This is a genomic window from Paenibacillus sp. RC67 (assembly GCF_030020805.1).
Classification (GTDB): Bacteria; Bacillota; Bacilli; order Paenibacillales; family NBRC-103111; genus Paenibacillus_S.
The window spans coordinates 2,837,074-2,853,217 of record NZ_CP125098.1; the positions used below are offsets into that span (position 1 = coordinate 2,837,074).

The window sequence follows — 16,144 nt, forward strand, 5'->3', positions numbered from 1 at the left end:
GGGAATCCCTTGAAGCATACCGCATTGACACCAAAAGAGATTGTCGCCCAACTGGACAAATATATTATCGGACAAAAAAAAGCCAAAAAATCAGTGGCTGTTGCCTTGCGTAACCGGTATCGTCGAAGTCTACTGGATGAAACGATTCGCAATGAGATTGTGCCTAAAAATATACTCATGATTGGACCAACCGGTGTAGGGAAAACGGAAATTGCTCGTAGACTCGCAAAGTTGGTCAATGCCCCATTCATCAAAGTGGAAGCAACAAAATTTACAGAAGTGGGATATGTCGGCCGCGATGTGGAAGCAATGGTCAGAGATTTGGTTGAAACCTCCATTCGTATGGTCAAGGCTGAACGGACGGATAAGCTGAAGGACAAGGCGGAGCAGATGGCCAATGAGAGAATCGTAGCCATCCTCGTACCGGGATCATCCAAATCGAAGACGCAGCGTAACCCACTTGAAATGCTGTTCGGTAACCAATCTTCCAACGAGACTCACGAGCCTGAGGCGGATCAGAACGTTCAAGCGCGTAGACATGAGGTTAAAGAACGTTTAGCTAAGGGAGAACTCGAGCAGCAAATCATTGAGATTGAGATCGAGGACAATTCTCCGTCTATGTTGGATATGCTATCCGGTCAAGGCAACGAGCAAGCTGGTATGAATATGCAAGAGCTGTTCGGTAATTTTATGCCCAAAAAAACGAAAAAGCGTAAGTTGCCGATAAAAGAGGCTCGCAAGCTTTTAATCCAAGAGGAAGCTCAAAAGCTATTGGATATGGACGAAGTGATTCAAGATGCAGTTGCGCTTGCGGAACAGCACGGCATTATTTTTATTGATGAGATTGATAAAATTTGCAGTAGTGGTCGCAGCGGCGGGCCTGACGTCTCAAGAGAGGGCGTACAGCGAGATATTCTTCCTATCGTCGAAGGTTCTACGATCATGACCAAATACGGTCCAATCCAAACGGATTATATTTTATTCATAGCAGCAGGGGCGTTCCATGTATCTAAGCCTTCAGACCTAATTCCGGAGCTTCAAGGGCGTTTTCCTATTCGAGTAGAACTAAGCAGCTTAACGCAACAGGACTTTGTACTCATTTTGAAAGAACCAAAACATGCCTTAACTAAACAGTATACGGCATTGCTGGAAACCGAAGGAATTCAGGTTCAATTCTCGGATGAGGCTATTGAAGAAATAGCTAAAATTGCAGCGGATGTGAATCAGAATACGGATAATATCGGTGCTAGAAGACTGCATACGATATTGGAGAAGCTGCTTGAGGATTTATCGTTCGAGGCACCAGAAATTACATTAGAACAAATTGTAATTACACCGGAATATGTTCGTGAAAAGCTGACGGACATCGTGCAGAACCGCGACTTAAGCCAGTATATATTATAAAGATTAAAAGGTGCGCGGCACTTTAAGCTAGTCGCTTTGGGAGGCAGTATCATGACATTGTTGACGAAGACAAGAAGATTAAATAAATTGCTTCAGAAGGAAGCAGGGAATCCGGTTAGCTTTATGAATATGGCTGAAGTGCTTGGGGATATATTGCAGGCGGATATTTTTGTTGTAAGCAGGAAAGGGAAAGTACTAGGAAAAGCCCTAACCGATTCAGAATCCGGCGAAAGCTTGAATGAAACCGTATTGTTTGAGAATCGTTTTCCTCATGAATATAATCAGCTGTTGTTAAAGGTAGAGGAAACCTCTTCCAATATGACTGCCTTGAGTGATTATAATGTATTTAGCGATAGAGTACCGGAAGATGGCATTTACATAACCATTGTACCGGTAATCGGCGGCGGAGACCGTTTGGGAACCTTGATTTTAACCAGGCGTGCGGGTGGATTTATCGACGACGATCTGATTGTAGCAGAATATGGTTCGACGGTTGTAGCCATGGAAATATTGAGAGAAAAGGCCGAGCAGGTTGAGATTGAAGCAAGAAGCAAAGCCGTGGTTCAAGTAGCTGTTGGCTCGCTTTCATTCAGCGAACTGGAAGCGGTTGAACATATTTTTGAACAATTGGAAGGCTCGGAAGGCTTGCTGGTAGCGAGTAAAATAGCGGATCGTGTCGGAATAACGAGGTCGGTTATTGTTAATGCACTAAGGAAATTGGAAAGTGCCGGTGTCATCGAAACACGCTCCCTAGGAATGAAGGGGACCTATATACGCGTATTAAACGACCAGCTCATACAAGGCATTCAAAGTTTAAAAATATAGTAAATATGCAGGTTTTAAGCCCTATAGCTCAAATATAGGGCTTTTTTCATATTGTAATAAAATGCTAATATCTTCATTATAGAAATAGTTCTGGGCGACTACATTTTATTCCAATTATCCACATTATTTTTCGATGAATATGTCGAAGAAAGGAGGATATTGGAGATAATCTGTTGAATAGTACAAACTAAACATCACCATGAAGGTAGGATCGTGTATGAATATTCTTAATAAGCCGTCATTTAATCAGCTAGAACGTTCACTGGATGCAGCTTCAATGCGTCAACGTGTTATTGCGGACAATGTCGCCAATGTGGATACACCGCTCTTCAAACGGTCAGATGTGCGTTTTGAGGAATTATTACAAAATGAGCTAAATGGAAGTTCCTCTCTACAGGGTTACAGAACGGATCCACGTCATTTCTACATCGGACGTTCTGCAGCACCGGATCCTCAGATTGTACGGGATAATTCGTCGGCAATTAACAACAACTTAAACAACGTCGATGTGGATTACGAAATGTCTCTGTTAGCAAAAAATCAACTTAGATATAACGTTATGATTCAAGAAGTCAGCGGTGAAATCAAAAAAGCGAGAACGGCTATTGGAGGGCGAGTTTAATAGATGAAACTAACGAATGGCTTTGACATAAGTTCTTCTGCATTAACAGCACAGCGCTTCCGAATGGATGTGATATCATCCAACATAGCCAATGCCGATTCCACTAGAGCCAAGATGGTTAACGGCAAATGGGTTCCTTATCAAAGAAAGCTAGTTACTATTGAGCCTAAGCAGCCTTCATTTGATCAAGCGCTTAAAAACGCCCAATCGGATTCAGTTGGAGAAGGGGTCAAAGTTACTAAAATCATTGATGATACTTCTCCTTTAAGCAGGTTTACAATCCGACTCACCCCGATGCTGACGAGAATGGATTTGTCATGATGCCGAATGTTGACGTGCTTAAAGAAATGGTAGATATGATATCTGCAACTCGATCCTATGAAGCGAATGTAACTGCACTGAATGCTTCAAAATCCTTCATTTCAAAAGCTTTGGAGATTGGTAAATAACGAACAACTCATTTAGTTAAAGGAGAATAGTTATCATGATTGAAAAACTGGGTCTACAGCCGTTGCAAGCTTCAGCACCATCGACTCCTAAAAGCAAAAGTGCTGCAGAAGTATCCGAACAGTTCGGCCAATTCTTAACCGATGCTATGAACAAATTGAAGGAACAGCAGGTGGAAGTCGACAAGTTGAATAATCAGTTTGCAAAAGGTGAAACATCAGACGTACACCAGATTATGATCGCGTCGGAAAAGGCGTCTTTGGGGCTAGAGCTTACAGTTCAAGTGCGCAATAAAGTCGTCGAGGCGTACCAAGAGATCATGAGAACGCAAGTCTAAAACGTACTATGAGGATCACTAGCGACGGTCATTCAGATGGGGTGAAATAGTGAACGAGAATATTACCCAGTATTGGAATCGAGTCAAGCAATACTGGAATCAATTCAGTAAAGCACAAAAGATAACTTTTTCAGCGACAGTGATCCTTGTCATATTAACACTCGGGATCATCAGCTATAATTTTTCGAAGACTGAATACGCACTAGCGTATACGAATCTCCAGCCGAGTGATGCGGCAGCCATTAAAGGATATCTAGATAGTGCCAAAATTCCTTATCAACTAAGCGAAGACGGCAAAAACATCGGAGTTCCTCGCAGCGAAGTAGCTAATGTGAAATTGGGTGTTGAATCCCAAGGGCTAAACAAAAATGGCAGCATTGGTTACGGAGAGTTCGGGAAAAGCAGTACCTTCGGAACGACGGACAAGGAATTTAACGTCAAATATATTAATGCAGTCCAAGGTGAGCTGCAGCAGTTGATCAATTCCAATAATGCGGTTAGCAGTTCCAAAGTCCTGATCAATATCCCGGAAGAAAGCGTGTTTTTACCTAAAGGCGCTGATAAAGAGAAGGCTTCCGCTTCCGTAGTTCTAAATGTTAAGCCAGGCTATCAATTAGATCAGGCCAAAATCGACACGATGTACAATTTGGTCTCACATAGTGTAAAAGGATTACCGGTAGAGAACATAACGATTTCGGATCAAAACGGTGAACCGCTGGAATATTCGAAGGGTAACGGTAAAATCACAAACGCTAACGCAGCTCTGCAGAATTTTGAAATTAATAACCAATTCAAAAACGATATTCAGAAAAATGTGCAGTCGATGTTGGCGGCTATTCTCGGTAAGGATAAAGTTATTGTTCAAGTATTCTCGACTATGAACTTTGACCAAATGAACAGTCACCAGCAGTTGGTTACCGCACCGAATACAGTAGATCAAAAAGGCTTGGAAATTTCCGTTCAGGAAATTCAGAAGAATTATACCAGTGATGGAACGGCTTCAACCGGTGGCGTACCGGGTACAGGGCAAACAGATGTTCCAGGTTATCCTGGCAGCAACAATAACGGCAAGTCCAAATCCGAGGAACTTCAAAAGACTGTGAACTCCGAAGTGAACCGGATTACGAACGATATTATTTCAACACCCTACGTTGTTAAAGATTTAACCATTAACGTAGGAATTGAACCACCAAATCCGGCAGATCCGAATTCTTTGACTCAAGAAACTAGAGATGCAGTTCAACGAATCTTGGTCAACGTGGTTAGAGCGTCACTAGCTGATAATAAGCAAACGCTGACAGAAGCGGATTTGTTGCAAAAAGTTTCGGTATTCCCGCATTCATTCGCGCGGACTACACAAAATCAATTAGATAATAACAATTCATTACTGTTGTATGGTGGTTTAGGCGGACTTGCACTAGCGCTTCTTGCGGCAGGGGCATTCATTTGGATGAGACGTCGTAAAGCTAAGGAAGAAGCTCTCGAGGATCTCGAAGCGGAACCAACAAAGCTGGAATTCCCGACCATTGATATTGATAATGTGACTAATGATAATCAAGTTCGCAAGCAGTTGGAAACCTTGGCGAAAAGAAAACCGGAGGAATTTGTCAACCTGCTTCGTACATGGTTAGTAGATGAATAGAGGTGTGATCGTTGGCTAAAGTGCAGCAGCAAGTATTAACGGGTCGTCAAAAAGCTGCTATTCTGTTGATCAGTCTCGGTCCGGAAGTTTCAGCTCAAATCTTTAAACATCTACGCGATGAAGAGATTGAACAGCTGACTTTAGAGATCGCGAACGTTAGAAAGGTCGACAGTATTGAGAAAGAATCGATTTTAGCCGAGTTTCACCAAATATGCTTGGCGCAGGAATTCATCTCACAGGGCGGCATCGCTTATGCAAAAGACATTTTGGAAAAGGCCCTTGGATCTCAAAAGGCGTTGGATATTATTAATCGGTTAACTGCGACGCTGCAAGTCAGACCTTTTGATTTTGCAAGAAAAGCAGACCCGGCTCAAATATTGAATTTTATCCAAAATGAGAATTCTCAAACTATTGCTTTAGTTCTTGCTTACTTGCAGCCGGAGCAATCATCCATTATTTTGTCTTCGTTACCGCAGGATAAACAAGCGGATGTTGCGAAACGTATCGCATTAATGGATAGCACATCTCCAGAAGTTATTAGTCAAGTTGAACGAGTGTTGGAGCAGAAGCTTTCCGCAACCGTAACACAAGACTATACCAATGCAGGCGGTATTGCTGCAATCGTTCAAATATTGAATGGCGTTGATCGCGGTACGGAAAGAACGATTCTGGATTCCTTGGAAATCCAAGATCCTGAATTGGCAGAAGAGATCAAGAAAAGAATGTTCGTCTTCGAAGATATCGTCAATATCGACAACCGCTCTATTCAAAGAATTATCCGTGATATTGAAAATGCAGACTTACAGTTGGCGCTCAAAGTGGCCAGCGAAGAAGTGCGAGATGCCATATTCAAAAATATGTCCAAACGAATGGCCGAAACGTTCAAAGAAGAAATGGAATTTATGGGACCTGTTCGTTTACGTGATGTGGAAGAGGCACAAACGCGTATCGTTGCAACTATTCGCCGTCTAGAAGAAGCTGGTGAGATCATCATAGCCCGCGGTGGAGGAGATGATATTATTGTCTAATGTCATCAAGTATGCACAGTACATATCGTTAGACGATAAAAAGATCGTCGAAGTTGCGCAAAAACAACATTTGACTGAAGATTACGTTTCATCGGACGGTTTGAACGAAGAGCAGCAGCGTGAATGGAACGAGCTTCAGGAATTGAAGGAGCAATTACTGCAAGATGCTCAGACGTTTGCCGAAGAACAGGTTCGTGCAGCTATGGATGAAGCGGCAGCAGTTCGTGAGCAAGCTCAAACAGAAATCCAGCAATGGTGGAATGAACAGCGTGAGAATGATGAGCAACTGCAAGTACAATTAAAAGATGATGGTTTCCGACAAGGCTATGAAAATGGTTTGAAAGAGTCGGAAGAGCATCTTCGAGAGCAGTATAACGAAATGCTCCAGGAAGCATCGCAAATATTGGATCAAGCGTATCGCTTAAAACAGCAAATCATACAAGAAGCAGAGCCTTTTCTTATTCAGTTAAGCTGTGCGATTGCTGAGAAAATCATTTCTCGACAGCTGACCGTGGAGCCTGAATGGATTATTGAGTTGATTCAATCCATTTTATCCCGCAGGAGAGAAAAAGGAATCATAACGCTTTGCGTAGCACCGGCACACTTCTCCTATATTCAGGATGCCCGTGAAGAATTGCTGCTGCATATTGATTCTCAAGCGGAATTACAGATCATCCCAGATCCTTCCGTACATGATCATGGCTGCGTTGTCCGTTCTAATTTTGGCAGTATCGATGCGAAGATAGATACGCAATTAAATGAAATTAAGAATGTACTTCAGCATCTTGCGGTTAGAAACGAGGGAGCATAGATGAATCAGGTGCCAGACGTATTCAAATATATCGAACATCTGAGACAAATTGATCCTGTTCGAGTGAACGGAAAGGTAACGCAGGTTATCGGACTTACGGTTGAATCGGAAGGACCCGATGCCAGTATTGGCGATGTATGCTATATTTACCCATTAAAGTCGAGCGAGCCTTTGAAAGCGGAAGTCGTTGGATTTAAAAATAACAAGGTTTTGCTAATGCCTCTAGGCGAGCTGCATTCCATCGGACCTGGTTGCGATGTAGTAGGGACTGGAAAGCCGCTGACCGTACAGGTTGGTCATGAATTATTAGGCAAAGTGCTCGATGGCCTTGGGCAACCGCTGGACGGTACTTTCTTGTCATCGAGAATGACACAGTATTCAACACACAATGCGCCAAGCAATCCGCTAAAACGCCCTCGTGTGCTCGATCCGATCAGTGTTGGAGTACGCTGTATCGATGGACTGCTTACTATCGGTAAAGGTCAGCGTGTAGGTATATTTGCCGGATCGGGTGTTGGTAAGAGTACTCTCATGGGCATGATTGCGAGAAATACTTCAGCCGACGTTAACGTAATCGCCCTTATCGGGGAGCGTGGCCGGGAAGTATTGGATTTCATCGAACGAGATCTTGGCCCGGAAGGGCTTGCTCGATCCGTCGTCATCGTTGCTACATCTGATCAACCTGCATTAATCCGAATCAAAGGTGCATTGATTGCCACGAGTATTGCTGAATATTTTAGAGATCGCGGATTGAATGTCATGCTGATGATGGATTCGGTTACACGTTACGCTATGGCTCAGCGTGAGGTTGGATTGGCTGTCGGTGAACCGCCTGCAACTCGCGGTTATACACCTTCCGTATTTGCTACATTACCTAAGCTACTTGAGCGGTCAGGTACGGGGCCAAAAGGTTCCATTACGGCATTTTATACTGTGCTGGTGGATGGAGACGACATGAATGAGCCTATTGCTGATGCGGTTCGCGGTATTTTAGATGGGCACATTGTGCTTGATCGTAACATTGCCAACCGAGGCCATTATCCAGCCATTGATGTATTATCCAGTGTCAGTCGTGTCATGAAGGAAATTGTTTCCAAGGAGCATCAACTGGCAGCGGAAAATCTAAAACGTCTCTTATCTATTTACAAGGATTCGGAGGATTTGATTAATATAGGGGCGTACCAAAAAGGTTCAAATCCGGAAATTGATACTTCGCTGCAATATATACAATCCATATGGGATTATACCAAGCAGACAGTCGATGAAAAGCTCACATTTAGCGAAGCTCAGGAAAGACTTATTGTAGAATTTAGCAAAGGGTGAACATAATCTATGCGTTTCCGTTATGCATTTCAAAAAATTGTCGATCTGAAAACCAATGAAAAGACGCAAGCGGAATGGTTATTGTCACAAGCCATTGGCAAAATGCGCGAGGAGGAATCGAGCTTATCCGAGCTGCATACAGCTAAAGACGGAGTGTATGAGCAGATTCATGAAGTTTCCGCCAATAAGGCTACGATTTCACAGATGTTGCTGCTTCAGCAGTATGTTGAGCATATCGACCAACAAATTGTTTTGAAGAATGAAGATCTTATACAAGCCAAGCAAGTTGTCAATGTAAAGCAAGATGTATTGGCTGGAAGAGTATTGGAAGAAAAGGTTTGGAGCAAAGCGAAGGAAAAGGCCTATCAGCGATTTACAATGAATGTTCTGAAAAAAGAGCAGGATCAACTGGACGAAATGGCAACGAACCGGTTCCGGAGATTGTCATAACCCAAGGACATGGAGGTGAGGATAATGTCAGATATGGATGTGGAAAATACCTCTTCGTATGGGGCAATGGAACGGTTTCTCATCTGGTTTTTAATCCCGTTTGTTTTTACAGCTGTACTTCTTGGCGTATTGTTGACTATTTTTGATTACGATGTCATGAATAATGTGCTGCGAACAGCGAACAAAATTCCGGTAATCAGCAGTATTGTTCCCGAACCAAAAACTAAAGGGACGGATAATAAAGCAGCAACAGGATCAGCAGGACAGGATGCGGCGCCTGCTCAGTCTCAGGAAGACACGATCCAGGCATTAAATGCAAAACTGAACGAAAAAGATCAAGAAATTAGCAAAACGAACAGCTTGCTCAATCAACGGGATCAAGCGATTAAAGAGCTGCAGTTGAAAAACAGTACCCTTGAGGAACAAGTAAAAAGTAAGACACTCTCGGATGACGAGTATGCAACACAAATTCAACAATTAGCATCGATGTACGCTAAGATGACTCCTTCAAAATCGGCACCTATAATGGAGGAATTGTTAACCTCTGAGCTCGTGCTGGTTCTGAGCATGATGAAAACGGATGACCGGGTGAAAGTATTGGAAAAAATGGATCCGAAAAAAGCAGCGGATGCATCGATTTTGTTAAAGGATCAGACACCGGTAAAGGATCGTGAAATAGCTGCATTGCAGGAAAGATTGAAACAAGTAGCGGTGCCAGATCCGAAAGCCACGCAAAAAATTAGCAAAGATGATCTGGGAGCGACCTTTTCCAATATGACACCTAAGAGTGCAGCAACCGTATTGTTGGAAATGCAAACTTCGAATTCTGACAAAGTGATCTCGATTTTGAGCTCAATGGATAGCGCTGGACGTTCCAAAGTGTTAACGGCAATATCCGAACAATCTAAAGAAACAGCAGCGCTCATTTCGGCTCGACTCGTACAATAAATAAGGGGAAGGAGGTGAATACACATAATGGAAATTCAAGCTCAGATGCCAGCCAATGTTACGACATCTGGTTCTTCTAGTGCAAGTGCAGGTACCAATGCGGCTGGTGCAGGATTATCGAATTCAACATCTGGTCAAGCCTCAGGAGGCTTCTCGGCTGCCTTAGTTGGAATGATTTCGGGAGCAGCTGCTGCGGAAGGTACTGCGGCTCAAGCGTTAATTCCTGGTTTGAATGCTTTGATTCAACAGTTGGGGAGCACAACGGCCAATGCTGCACCACAGCAATCGCCAGTTTCCGAAGATTCATTGAAGCAGCTTGATGCTTTAATAGATCTTTTGAATTCAAATTCGGAGGATGCTGCGGCTTTACTGCAAAATCCCGATGTACAAGCTTGGCTCTCGCAAATCCAAGCATTATTGCTACAACAGCAACCTCAAGCAGTTACATCTCAGCTATCTAATGACGATTCAAGTTCTGATCTTCTTCTTGATCCTTCAACAGAAGTTGCTGAAGCGGGTAAAAATGCTGGTACAGCGCAAGCATTATTCATTCCGCTAGACACTGAAACTGTGCTTGAGCAGCAGCCTGCTGTTGCGGTAGAGCAAATGCTTAAGCCTATTTCCAAACAAGAAGCGAAGGACATTCTAAAGGATCTTAAGCAGCTTCTTGAACCCGGGAAAGATCAAGCAACGATTCAAACTAAAACAAACTCTCCATCGTTGCAGAATATCGTTACAGGTTTGAAAAATATCGTAAACAGCCATAATGTTCTCGTACAGCCTGTTCAGGATAACACCCTGCAGCAAGCAGTAGCTGCACCGGCGGTTAACGCCAATCTTGAATATTTGGCCGCAAAGACGGCTCCTTTGAAGGTCGAAGTACCACAAGACATGAATGATGGACCGCTTTTTGAACCGTTGGTGGATCTTGCTGAAGCAGCTTCGGATAGCCCTGCTGTTCCGATGCATGAATATCTTAAGCAAGTCTCTAGTGGCACTCATGCTGCTAAAACTCCGGTTTTGTTGATGCAGGCTCCTACATTTACCGAAGATATGAGTCAATTCGTTATGAAGTCGTTTACAGTTAATGCGATTGCTGAAGGGATTACGGAAGCGAAGTTGTCGCTTTATCCACAGCATTTGGGTCAAGTTGATGTCAAGCTTACTATGCATAACGGACAATTAATTGCTCAGTTCGTTGCAGAAAGCATGAGTGGTAAAGAAATGCTTGAAAGTCAAATGTCACAGCTTAGAGCAACGCTGCAAAATCAAGGCATTCAAGTAGATAAGCTGGAAGTAACACAAAGTCCATCTTTACAATCAAGCTTATTCCAGGAACAGAGACAACAGCAGCAGCAATTTGCTAAACAACAAAAAAATAATAATACGAACAAAGCCGTTTCTCTTGAAGAAGAGCTAGAGCAAGAAACGAAGGCTGCCCAAATCCTATCTGGGATGGGACGAACTTCAATCGATGTAACGGCATAAAGAAAGCTATGTGAACGCCTGGGAGGTGAAACCGTGTCGGATTCATCCGTAAGCACCAAAAATGTTTGGCCCTATTATGCAAAAACAAATGTAAGCAACGTGGCAAAAGAAACGAAAAGCAATGATCTAGGGAAAGACCAGTTCTTGAAGATTCTGATCGCTCAGTTGAAAAACCAGGATCCATCGCAACCACTGCAGGATAAGGAATTCATTGCTCAGATGGCTCAGTTCACTTCTGTTGAACAGCTGACCAATATGAGTAATGAAATGAAATTGCTGCGGCAATCGTTAGGTTTTGCTTCAGGTCTCATTGGCAAATCGATTACTTGGAATACGACAAATGAGAAAGGCGAGACTGTTCCGAAAACCGGTGTCGTAGATTCTATTGTCGTTAAAGACGGAGCACAGTTTGCAGTCGTAGATAAAGAAAAAATTGCTCTGGATCAAGTGACTCAAATTGCTAATCCGGAGGAGAAACAATGACCGATCGAATATCTGTCGGACAATTATATCCCGGTAGCATAAGAACCTCTAGACTCCAGAGAACGGAATTGCAGTCGCCCGCAAAGGCGAATTCATTCCAGACTGTATTGCAAAACCAGATGGTTCGATTCAGTCATCATGCAGAGGAGAGACTTCAACAACGAGGGATCGAATTTAAGCCAGAGCAGTTGGCCAAGATTCAATCCGCGATTGACAAGGCAGCTGCCAAAGGCGCCAAGGATTCTCTGATGCTGATTAATGACACGGCTCTAATCGTTAACATTAAAAATAGAACGGTAGTCACTGCCGTCGATGGCGCTTCGATGAAAGATAATTTATTTACCCAAATCGATAGTGCAGTCATTATTTCTTAAATAACGGGCTGGACCGAGAGGGGGCCCTCGGTTGTGGAACGATCGAAGCAACCGAAATAATCAAACCAACAAATTGGGAGGCAACGTTGCATGTTAAGATCTCTTTACTCAGGCGTTTCCGGTATGAGAGGGTTTCAAACGAAGCTGGATGTAATTGGTAACAACATCGCTAATGTTAACACTATCGGTTTTAAAGCGGGAAGAGTTATGTTCAAAGATATTCTTAGCCAATCCGTTGCAGGTGTTACGGCTCCAGAGGCTGGAGCAAAAGGCGGCGTGAATGCGAAGCAAATCGGCTTAGGTGTTGCGATCAGCTCCATCGATACCGTACATACACCTGGTAGCGCAATGACGACTAACGTACCTACCGATTTACGTATTGACGGTGATGGATTCTTCGCCGTATCACCCGACGGAACAACGGATAATATGTTCTTAACCCGTGCCGGTAATTTTACTATTGATGCAAACCGTCAATTGGTTACTTCGGATGGTATGTTTGTATTGAATACTCAAGGCGGCATTATTGCTCTGGAAGATGACGATACAGCATTCTCCATTTCACAAAATGGTGAAGTGATCACAACCAAAGCGGATGGTACAACAAGTGCTGCTAACGTGATTGCGGTAACCAAGGTTCCAAACCCTGCCGGTTTGGAAAAGGTTGGGGGTAACTTATATCGTAAAACCGCGAACTCTCATATCGATGATATTGATTTGGGTACATCCATTCCAAATGATCCCGCTACCGGCACTGGTGCCATTGTTGCTGGACAATTGGAAATGTCTAACGTTGACCTAACATCTGAGTTTACTGAGATGATCGTCGCACAACGCGGATTCCAATCGAACTCAAGAATCATTACTACATCCGATGAGATCCTTCAAGAGGTTGTTAATCTCAAACGATAACTAATTCAAGGGGGAGCGTACTTAGCTTCACTCCCCCTAACTCTTCTATCGGAGGCTGTTTATGATTCAACTTACTCGACTCAATGGCAAGCACATTATCGTTAATGCCATATTGATTGAAAGTATAGAAGATACGCCGGATACGATGATCACTTTAACGACCGGCAAAAAAATAACCGTATTGGAACCTGTTACCGATGTCGTACAACTTGTGACGCAGTATATGCAGTCCATAGGGTCGATCGTTGGAACCATCAAGAGTTTGGATTCGGAGGGGTTGTAGTTGTTAAAAAGTCGAATTTTCCTGTTGGTCGTTGCCATACTTATAGCTATAACCTTAATTTTAACGGCTGCCTTCATTTTGTGGAATTATATGGATAAGGGAAATCAAAACTCGCAAGACCAAGCGATTAGCTCTGCTAATCAAGTGAAACCAAGCAAAAAAGTGTCACCAGATGAAACCAAAGAAAACACTGTGATCATGAAAGATATTTTGACAAACCTCGCAGCGAACAATCGATTTATTAAAGCGAGCTTTGCCTTTGAGATGGAAAATAAGAAGGCCAAGGAAGAGTTCGAGAAGCTGGATTTCAAAATGAAAGCCATCATCGTACAAACGCTAGCCGATATGTCACCTGATCAGGTTCAGGGAAGTAAAGGCTTCGACAATCTGACTTCGGTCCTTATGAATAAAATGAATCCACTACTATCCTCCGGAAAAATCAAACAAATTTGGATCACGGACAATGTGCTCCAGTAAGTAGGAGGCAATAGACACTCGTACAGGAGGTGACGCTTATGGTTGATGTACTTTCACAAAACGAAATTGACGCCTTATTGGCTGCGTTATCCTCGGGTGAAATGGATGCGGAAGAACTAAAGAAGGAAGAGACTCAGAAAAAGGTTCGTGCTTATGATTTTAAAAGAGCCGTACGATTTTCTAAGGATCACATTCGCAGCTTAACAAGAATTCATGAGAACTTTGCCCGTTATTTAACAACCTATTTTTCAGCGCAGCTAAGGACTTTTGTACAAATCAATGTCGTGCAGGTGGAGCAGCTGCCCTACGATGAGTTCATTCGGTCCATTCCCAAAATGACCATCCTCAATATTTTTGAGGCCGAGCCATTGGAAGGAAGAATGGTTCTCGAAGTTCATCCTAACGTTGCATTTGCGATGCTGGATCGTCTCTTAGGCGGGACAGGAACGACACCATCGAAAATTAACGCCCTTACGGAAATAGAAACGATTGTCATGGAGCGCATTTTCAGCAGAGCGTTCGAGAGCTTGCAGGAAGCGTGGAAAACGGTCATTGATCTTTCACCTCGTATGGAAGCATTGGAGACCAATCCACAGTTTATGCAAATAGTTTCACCGAACGAAACGATTGCTTTGATATCGTTAAGCACCAAAATAGGTGACACAACAGGGATGATCAATCTTTGTATCCCTCACGTCGTTATCGAGCCAATTATGCCAAGGCTTTCGGTTCATCACTGGTTCGTGTCTCAGAAGAAAACAAGTGCGCCAGAGGAAGTCCAAGCGCTGCAATCCAGACTTCACAAAGCTAAGCTTCCTATTATCGCGGAACTTGGCGAGTCACAAATTTCCGTTGGAGAATTCCTGAATTTAAATGTCGGTGATGTGATTTCATTGCAAAAACCGGTGGATGAATTACTGAAGATTCGTATTGGCGAGAAGCTGAAATTTTACGGAACGCCGGGAACGACTCGTGGGAAATTAGCATTGCAAATTACCGATATTGTTGATGAAGGAGCTGAGGAAAATGACGAATAGTAAAGATTATTTGTCTCAAGAGGAAATTGACGCATTGTTAAGACAATCCTCCGGTGATAGTTCAGCAAGCCCGAGCACCGAGGTCGTTGTTGAAGATTATTTATCTTCACTGGAGCAGGACGCGCTTGGCGAGATAGGAAATATTACTTTCGGCAGCGCAGCGACAGCTTTGTCGACTCTGTTGGGGAAAAAAGTCGATATTACAACACCTCAAGTGTCGATTGTTGCGAAAGAGGCGTTGATTGATGAATTTCCAAAACCACACGTTGCCGTCCATGTAAACTATGTAGATGGATTTCATGGAATTAACCTTTTAGTTATTAAAACTCGTGACGCTCAAGTTATTGCCGACCTTATGATGGGCGGAGAAGGCACTGCGCCTGAGGGAGAGCTTACAGAAATTCATATTAGCGCCGTTCAAGAAGCGATGAATCAGATGATGGGATCTTCCGCGACATCAATGTCAACAATATTTAACCGTTTCGTGAACATTTCACCTCCAGGTATTGATATACTAAATTTAGCGGAAGAAGGAGGAACTTCGTCGCTTCCTCCCGAAGATGTATTTATCAAAATCTCCTTCCGTTTGACAATCGGCGACTTAATCGACTCCACGATTATGCAGTTACTTCCGGTAAATTTCGCGAGGGACATGGTTTCAACATTGATGGGAGGGGGAGACAGCCAAGAAGAATCAGCAGCTGCAGCAGCACCTGCGCCTATTCCTGCTCCACCGGTAGTGGAACCTGCTCCTGCTCCTCAGCAGCAAGTGGCCCCACCGGCACAGGATCCCTATGCGCAGCCTATGTATCAACAACCGACAATGCAACCGCAGCAGCCCATGTATCAACAGCCCATGGTACCGCCACAGCAGCCTATGTATCAACAACAGCCAGCTGCATACGGAACGGGACCTAATCGCAATGTGAATGTACAACCTGCGCAATTTTCTAACTTTACACCGATGAGTCTATCGCCTGCTGAGGATACAAATCTGAATCTGTTATTGGATATTCCTCTCAAGGTTACTGTTGAGCTTGGAAGAACCCATAAGGTGATTAAGGACATACTTGAGCTCTCTCAAGGCTCCATTATTGAGTTGGATAAACTAGCTGGTGAGCCTGTCGATATTTTAGTAAACAATAAGCTTATTGCTAAAGGTGAAGTTGTCGTCATAGATGAAAACTTCGGGGTTCGTGTTACAGACATTGTGAATCAATGGGATCGCATTCAGAAATTACAATAACAAACAT

18 protein-coding genes and 1 pseudogene are annotated in these 16,144 nt (G+C 43.4%); all 19 read left to right on the forward strand.

Annotated elements, in window-relative coordinates:
* Positions 1 to 9 precede the first annotated feature (9 nt).
* The 19 genes and pseudogenes from hslU to fliY all read left to right on the forward strand — a co-directional run bounded on the left by hslU (position 10) and on the right by fliY (position 16,137).
* Entirely contained in the window at positions 10 to 1,404 is a 1,395-nt protein-coding gene (hslU, locus tag QMA13_RS12890) for an ATP-dependent protease ATPase subunit HslU (protein WP_282941800.1), read from the forward strand.
* 51 nt (positions 1,405 to 1,455) lie between these two features.
* Complete coding sequence (gene codY / locus QMA13_RS12895) at positions 1,456 to 2,229, forward strand: GTP-sensing pleiotropic transcriptional regulator CodY (protein WP_282941802.1); 774 nt, start codon at positions 1,456 to 1,458, stop codon at positions 2,227 to 2,229.
* Positions 2,230 to 2,446: 217 nt separating this feature from the next.
* Complete coding sequence (gene flgB, locus QMA13_RS12900; protein ID WP_282941803.1) at positions 2,447 to 2,851, forward strand: flagellar basal body rod protein FlgB; 405 nt, start codon at positions 2,447 to 2,449, stop codon at positions 2,849 to 2,851.
* A gap of 3 nt (positions 2,852 to 2,854) precedes the next feature.
* A pseudogene (gene flgC, locus QMA13_RS12905) lies at positions 2,855 to 3,300 on the forward strand (flagellar basal body rod protein FlgC).
* Positions 3,301 to 3,335: 35 nt separating this feature from the next.
* A complete protein-coding gene (fliE, locus tag QMA13_RS12910; protein ID WP_282941804.1) occupies positions 3,336 to 3,635 on the forward strand; it encodes a flagellar hook-basal body complex protein FliE in 300 nt (99 codons plus the stop codon).
* Between the two features lie 49 nt (positions 3,636 to 3,684).
* A complete protein-coding gene (fliF, locus tag QMA13_RS12915) occupies positions 3,685 to 5,277 on the forward strand; it encodes a flagellar basal-body MS-ring/collar protein FliF (protein WP_282941805.1) in 1,593 nt (530 codons plus the stop codon).
* A gap of 11 nt (positions 5,278 to 5,288) precedes the next feature.
* Positions 5,289 to 6,305: a flagellar motor switch protein FliG gene (gene fliG, locus QMA13_RS12920; protein WP_079910269.1), complete on the forward strand. Its 1,017-nt coding sequence runs from the start codon at positions 5,289 to 5,291 to the stop codon at positions 6,303 to 6,305.
* Complete coding sequence (locus tag QMA13_RS12925) at positions 6,298 to 7,116, forward strand: FliH/SctL family protein (protein WP_282941808.1); 819 nt, start codon at positions 6,298 to 6,300, stop codon at positions 7,114 to 7,116. The genes fliG and QMA13_RS12925 overlap by 8 nt, the downstream gene beginning before the upstream one ends.
* Positions 7,117 to 8,439, forward strand: a complete 1,323-nt coding sequence (fliI, locus tag QMA13_RS12930) for a flagellar protein export ATPase FliI (protein WP_282941809.1) — start codon at positions 7,117 to 7,119, stop codon at positions 8,437 to 8,439.
* 9 nt (positions 8,440 to 8,448) lie between these two features.
* Complete coding sequence (gene fliJ / locus QMA13_RS12935) at positions 8,449 to 8,889, forward strand: flagellar export protein FliJ (protein ID WP_282941811.1); 441 nt, start codon at positions 8,449 to 8,451, stop codon at positions 8,887 to 8,889.
* 24 nt (positions 8,890 to 8,913) lie between these two features.
* Complete coding sequence (locus QMA13_RS12940; protein WP_282941812.1) at positions 8,914 to 9,837, forward strand: MotE family protein; 924 nt, start codon at positions 8,914 to 8,916, stop codon at positions 9,835 to 9,837.
* Positions 9,838 to 9,864: 27 nt separating this feature from the next.
* A complete protein-coding gene (locus QMA13_RS12945) occupies positions 9,865 to 11,325 on the forward strand; it encodes a flagellar hook-length control protein FliK (protein ID WP_282941813.1) in 1,461 nt (486 codons plus the stop codon).
* Between the two features lie 33 nt (positions 11,326 to 11,358).
* On the forward strand, positions 11,359 to 11,808 hold the full coding sequence (gene flgD / locus QMA13_RS12950; protein WP_282941814.1) for a flagellar hook assembly protein FlgD: 450 nt from the start codon (positions 11,359 to 11,361) through the stop codon (positions 11,806 to 11,808).
* Positions 11,805 to 12,182 carry a TIGR02530 family flagellar biosynthesis protein gene (locus QMA13_RS12955; protein ID WP_282941815.1) on the forward strand — a complete coding sequence of 126 codons (378 nt, stop codon included), beginning with the start codon at positions 11,805 to 11,807 and terminating at the stop codon, positions 12,180 to 12,182. The genes flgD and QMA13_RS12955 overlap by 4 nt, the downstream gene beginning before the upstream one ends.
* Positions 12,183 to 12,272: 90 nt before the next feature.
* Positions 12,273 to 13,094: a flagellar basal body rod protein FlgG gene (flgG, locus tag QMA13_RS12960; protein WP_282941817.1), complete on the forward strand. Its 822-nt coding sequence runs from the start codon at positions 12,273 to 12,275 to the stop codon at positions 13,092 to 13,094.
* 61 nt (positions 13,095 to 13,155) lie between these two features.
* Positions 13,156 to 13,377 carry a flagellar FlbD family protein gene (locus tag QMA13_RS12965; protein ID WP_282941819.1) on the forward strand — a complete coding sequence of 74 codons (222 nt, stop codon included), beginning with the start codon at positions 13,156 to 13,158 and terminating at the stop codon, positions 13,375 to 13,377.
* Positions 13,378 to 13,854 carry a flagellar basal body-associated FliL family protein gene (locus QMA13_RS12970; RefSeq protein ID WP_282941821.1) on the forward strand — a complete coding sequence of 159 codons (477 nt, stop codon included), beginning with the start codon at positions 13,378 to 13,380 and terminating at the stop codon, positions 13,852 to 13,854.
* A 38-nt stretch (positions 13,855 to 13,892) separates the two neighbouring features.
* A complete protein-coding gene (gene fliM, locus QMA13_RS12975) occupies positions 13,893 to 14,891 on the forward strand; it encodes a flagellar motor switch protein FliM (protein WP_282941823.1) in 999 nt (332 codons plus the stop codon).
* The gene (gene fliY / locus QMA13_RS12980; protein ID WP_282941825.1) at positions 14,881 to 16,137 is read left to right on the forward strand and encodes a flagellar motor switch phosphatase FliY; all 1,257 of its coding nucleotides are present in this window, start codon (positions 14,881 to 14,883) and stop codon (positions 16,135 to 16,137) included. Before fliM ends, fliY begins: the two co-directional genes overlap by 11 nt.
* The last annotated feature ends 7 nt before the right edge of the window (positions 16,138 to 16,144 follow it).

What these genes read in the sequence shown, in the direction of transcription:
- codY (WP_282941802.1), top strand. Translation starts at nt 1,456, where the DNA reads ATGACATTGTTGACGAAGACAAGAAGATTAAATAAATTGCTTCAGAAG.
- flgB (WP_282941803.1), top strand. Translation starts at nt 2,447, where the DNA reads ATGAATATTCTTAATAAGCCGTCATTTAATCAGCTAGAACGTTCACTG.
- fliE (WP_282941804.1), top strand. Translation starts at nt 3,336, where the DNA reads ATGATTGAAAAACTGGGTCTACAGCCGTTGCAAGCTTCAGCACCATCG.
- fliI (WP_282941809.1), top strand. Translation starts at nt 7,117, where the DNA reads ATGAATCAGGTGCCAGACGTATTCAAATATATCGAACATCTGAGACAA.
- fliJ (WP_282941811.1), top strand. Translation starts at nt 8,449, where the DNA reads ATGCGTTTCCGTTATGCATTTCAAAAAATTGTCGATCTGAAAACCAAT.
- QMA13_RS12940 (WP_282941812.1), top strand. Translation starts at nt 8,914, where the DNA reads ATGTCAGATATGGATGTGGAAAATACCTCTTCGTATGGGGCAATGGAA.
- QMA13_RS12945 (WP_282941813.1), top strand. Translation starts at nt 9,865, where the DNA reads ATGGAAATTCAAGCTCAGATGCCAGCCAATGTTACGACATCTGGTTCT.
- QMA13_RS12955 (WP_282941815.1), top strand. Translation starts at nt 11,805, where the DNA reads ATGACCGATCGAATATCTGTCGGACAATTATATCCCGGTAGCATAAGA.
- flgG (WP_282941817.1), top strand. Translation starts at nt 12,273, where the DNA reads ATGTTAAGATCTCTTTACTCAGGCGTTTCCGGTATGAGAGGGTTTCAA.
- QMA13_RS12965 (WP_282941819.1), top strand. Translation starts at nt 13,156, where the DNA reads ATGATTCAACTTACTCGACTCAATGGCAAGCACATTATCGTTAATGCC.
- fliM (WP_282941823.1), top strand. Translation starts at nt 13,893, where the DNA reads ATGGTTGATGTACTTTCACAAAACGAAATTGACGCCTTATTGGCTGCG.
- fliY (WP_282941825.1), top strand. Translation starts at nt 14,881, where the DNA reads ATGACGAATAGTAAAGATTATTTGTCTCAAGAGGAAATTGACGCATTG.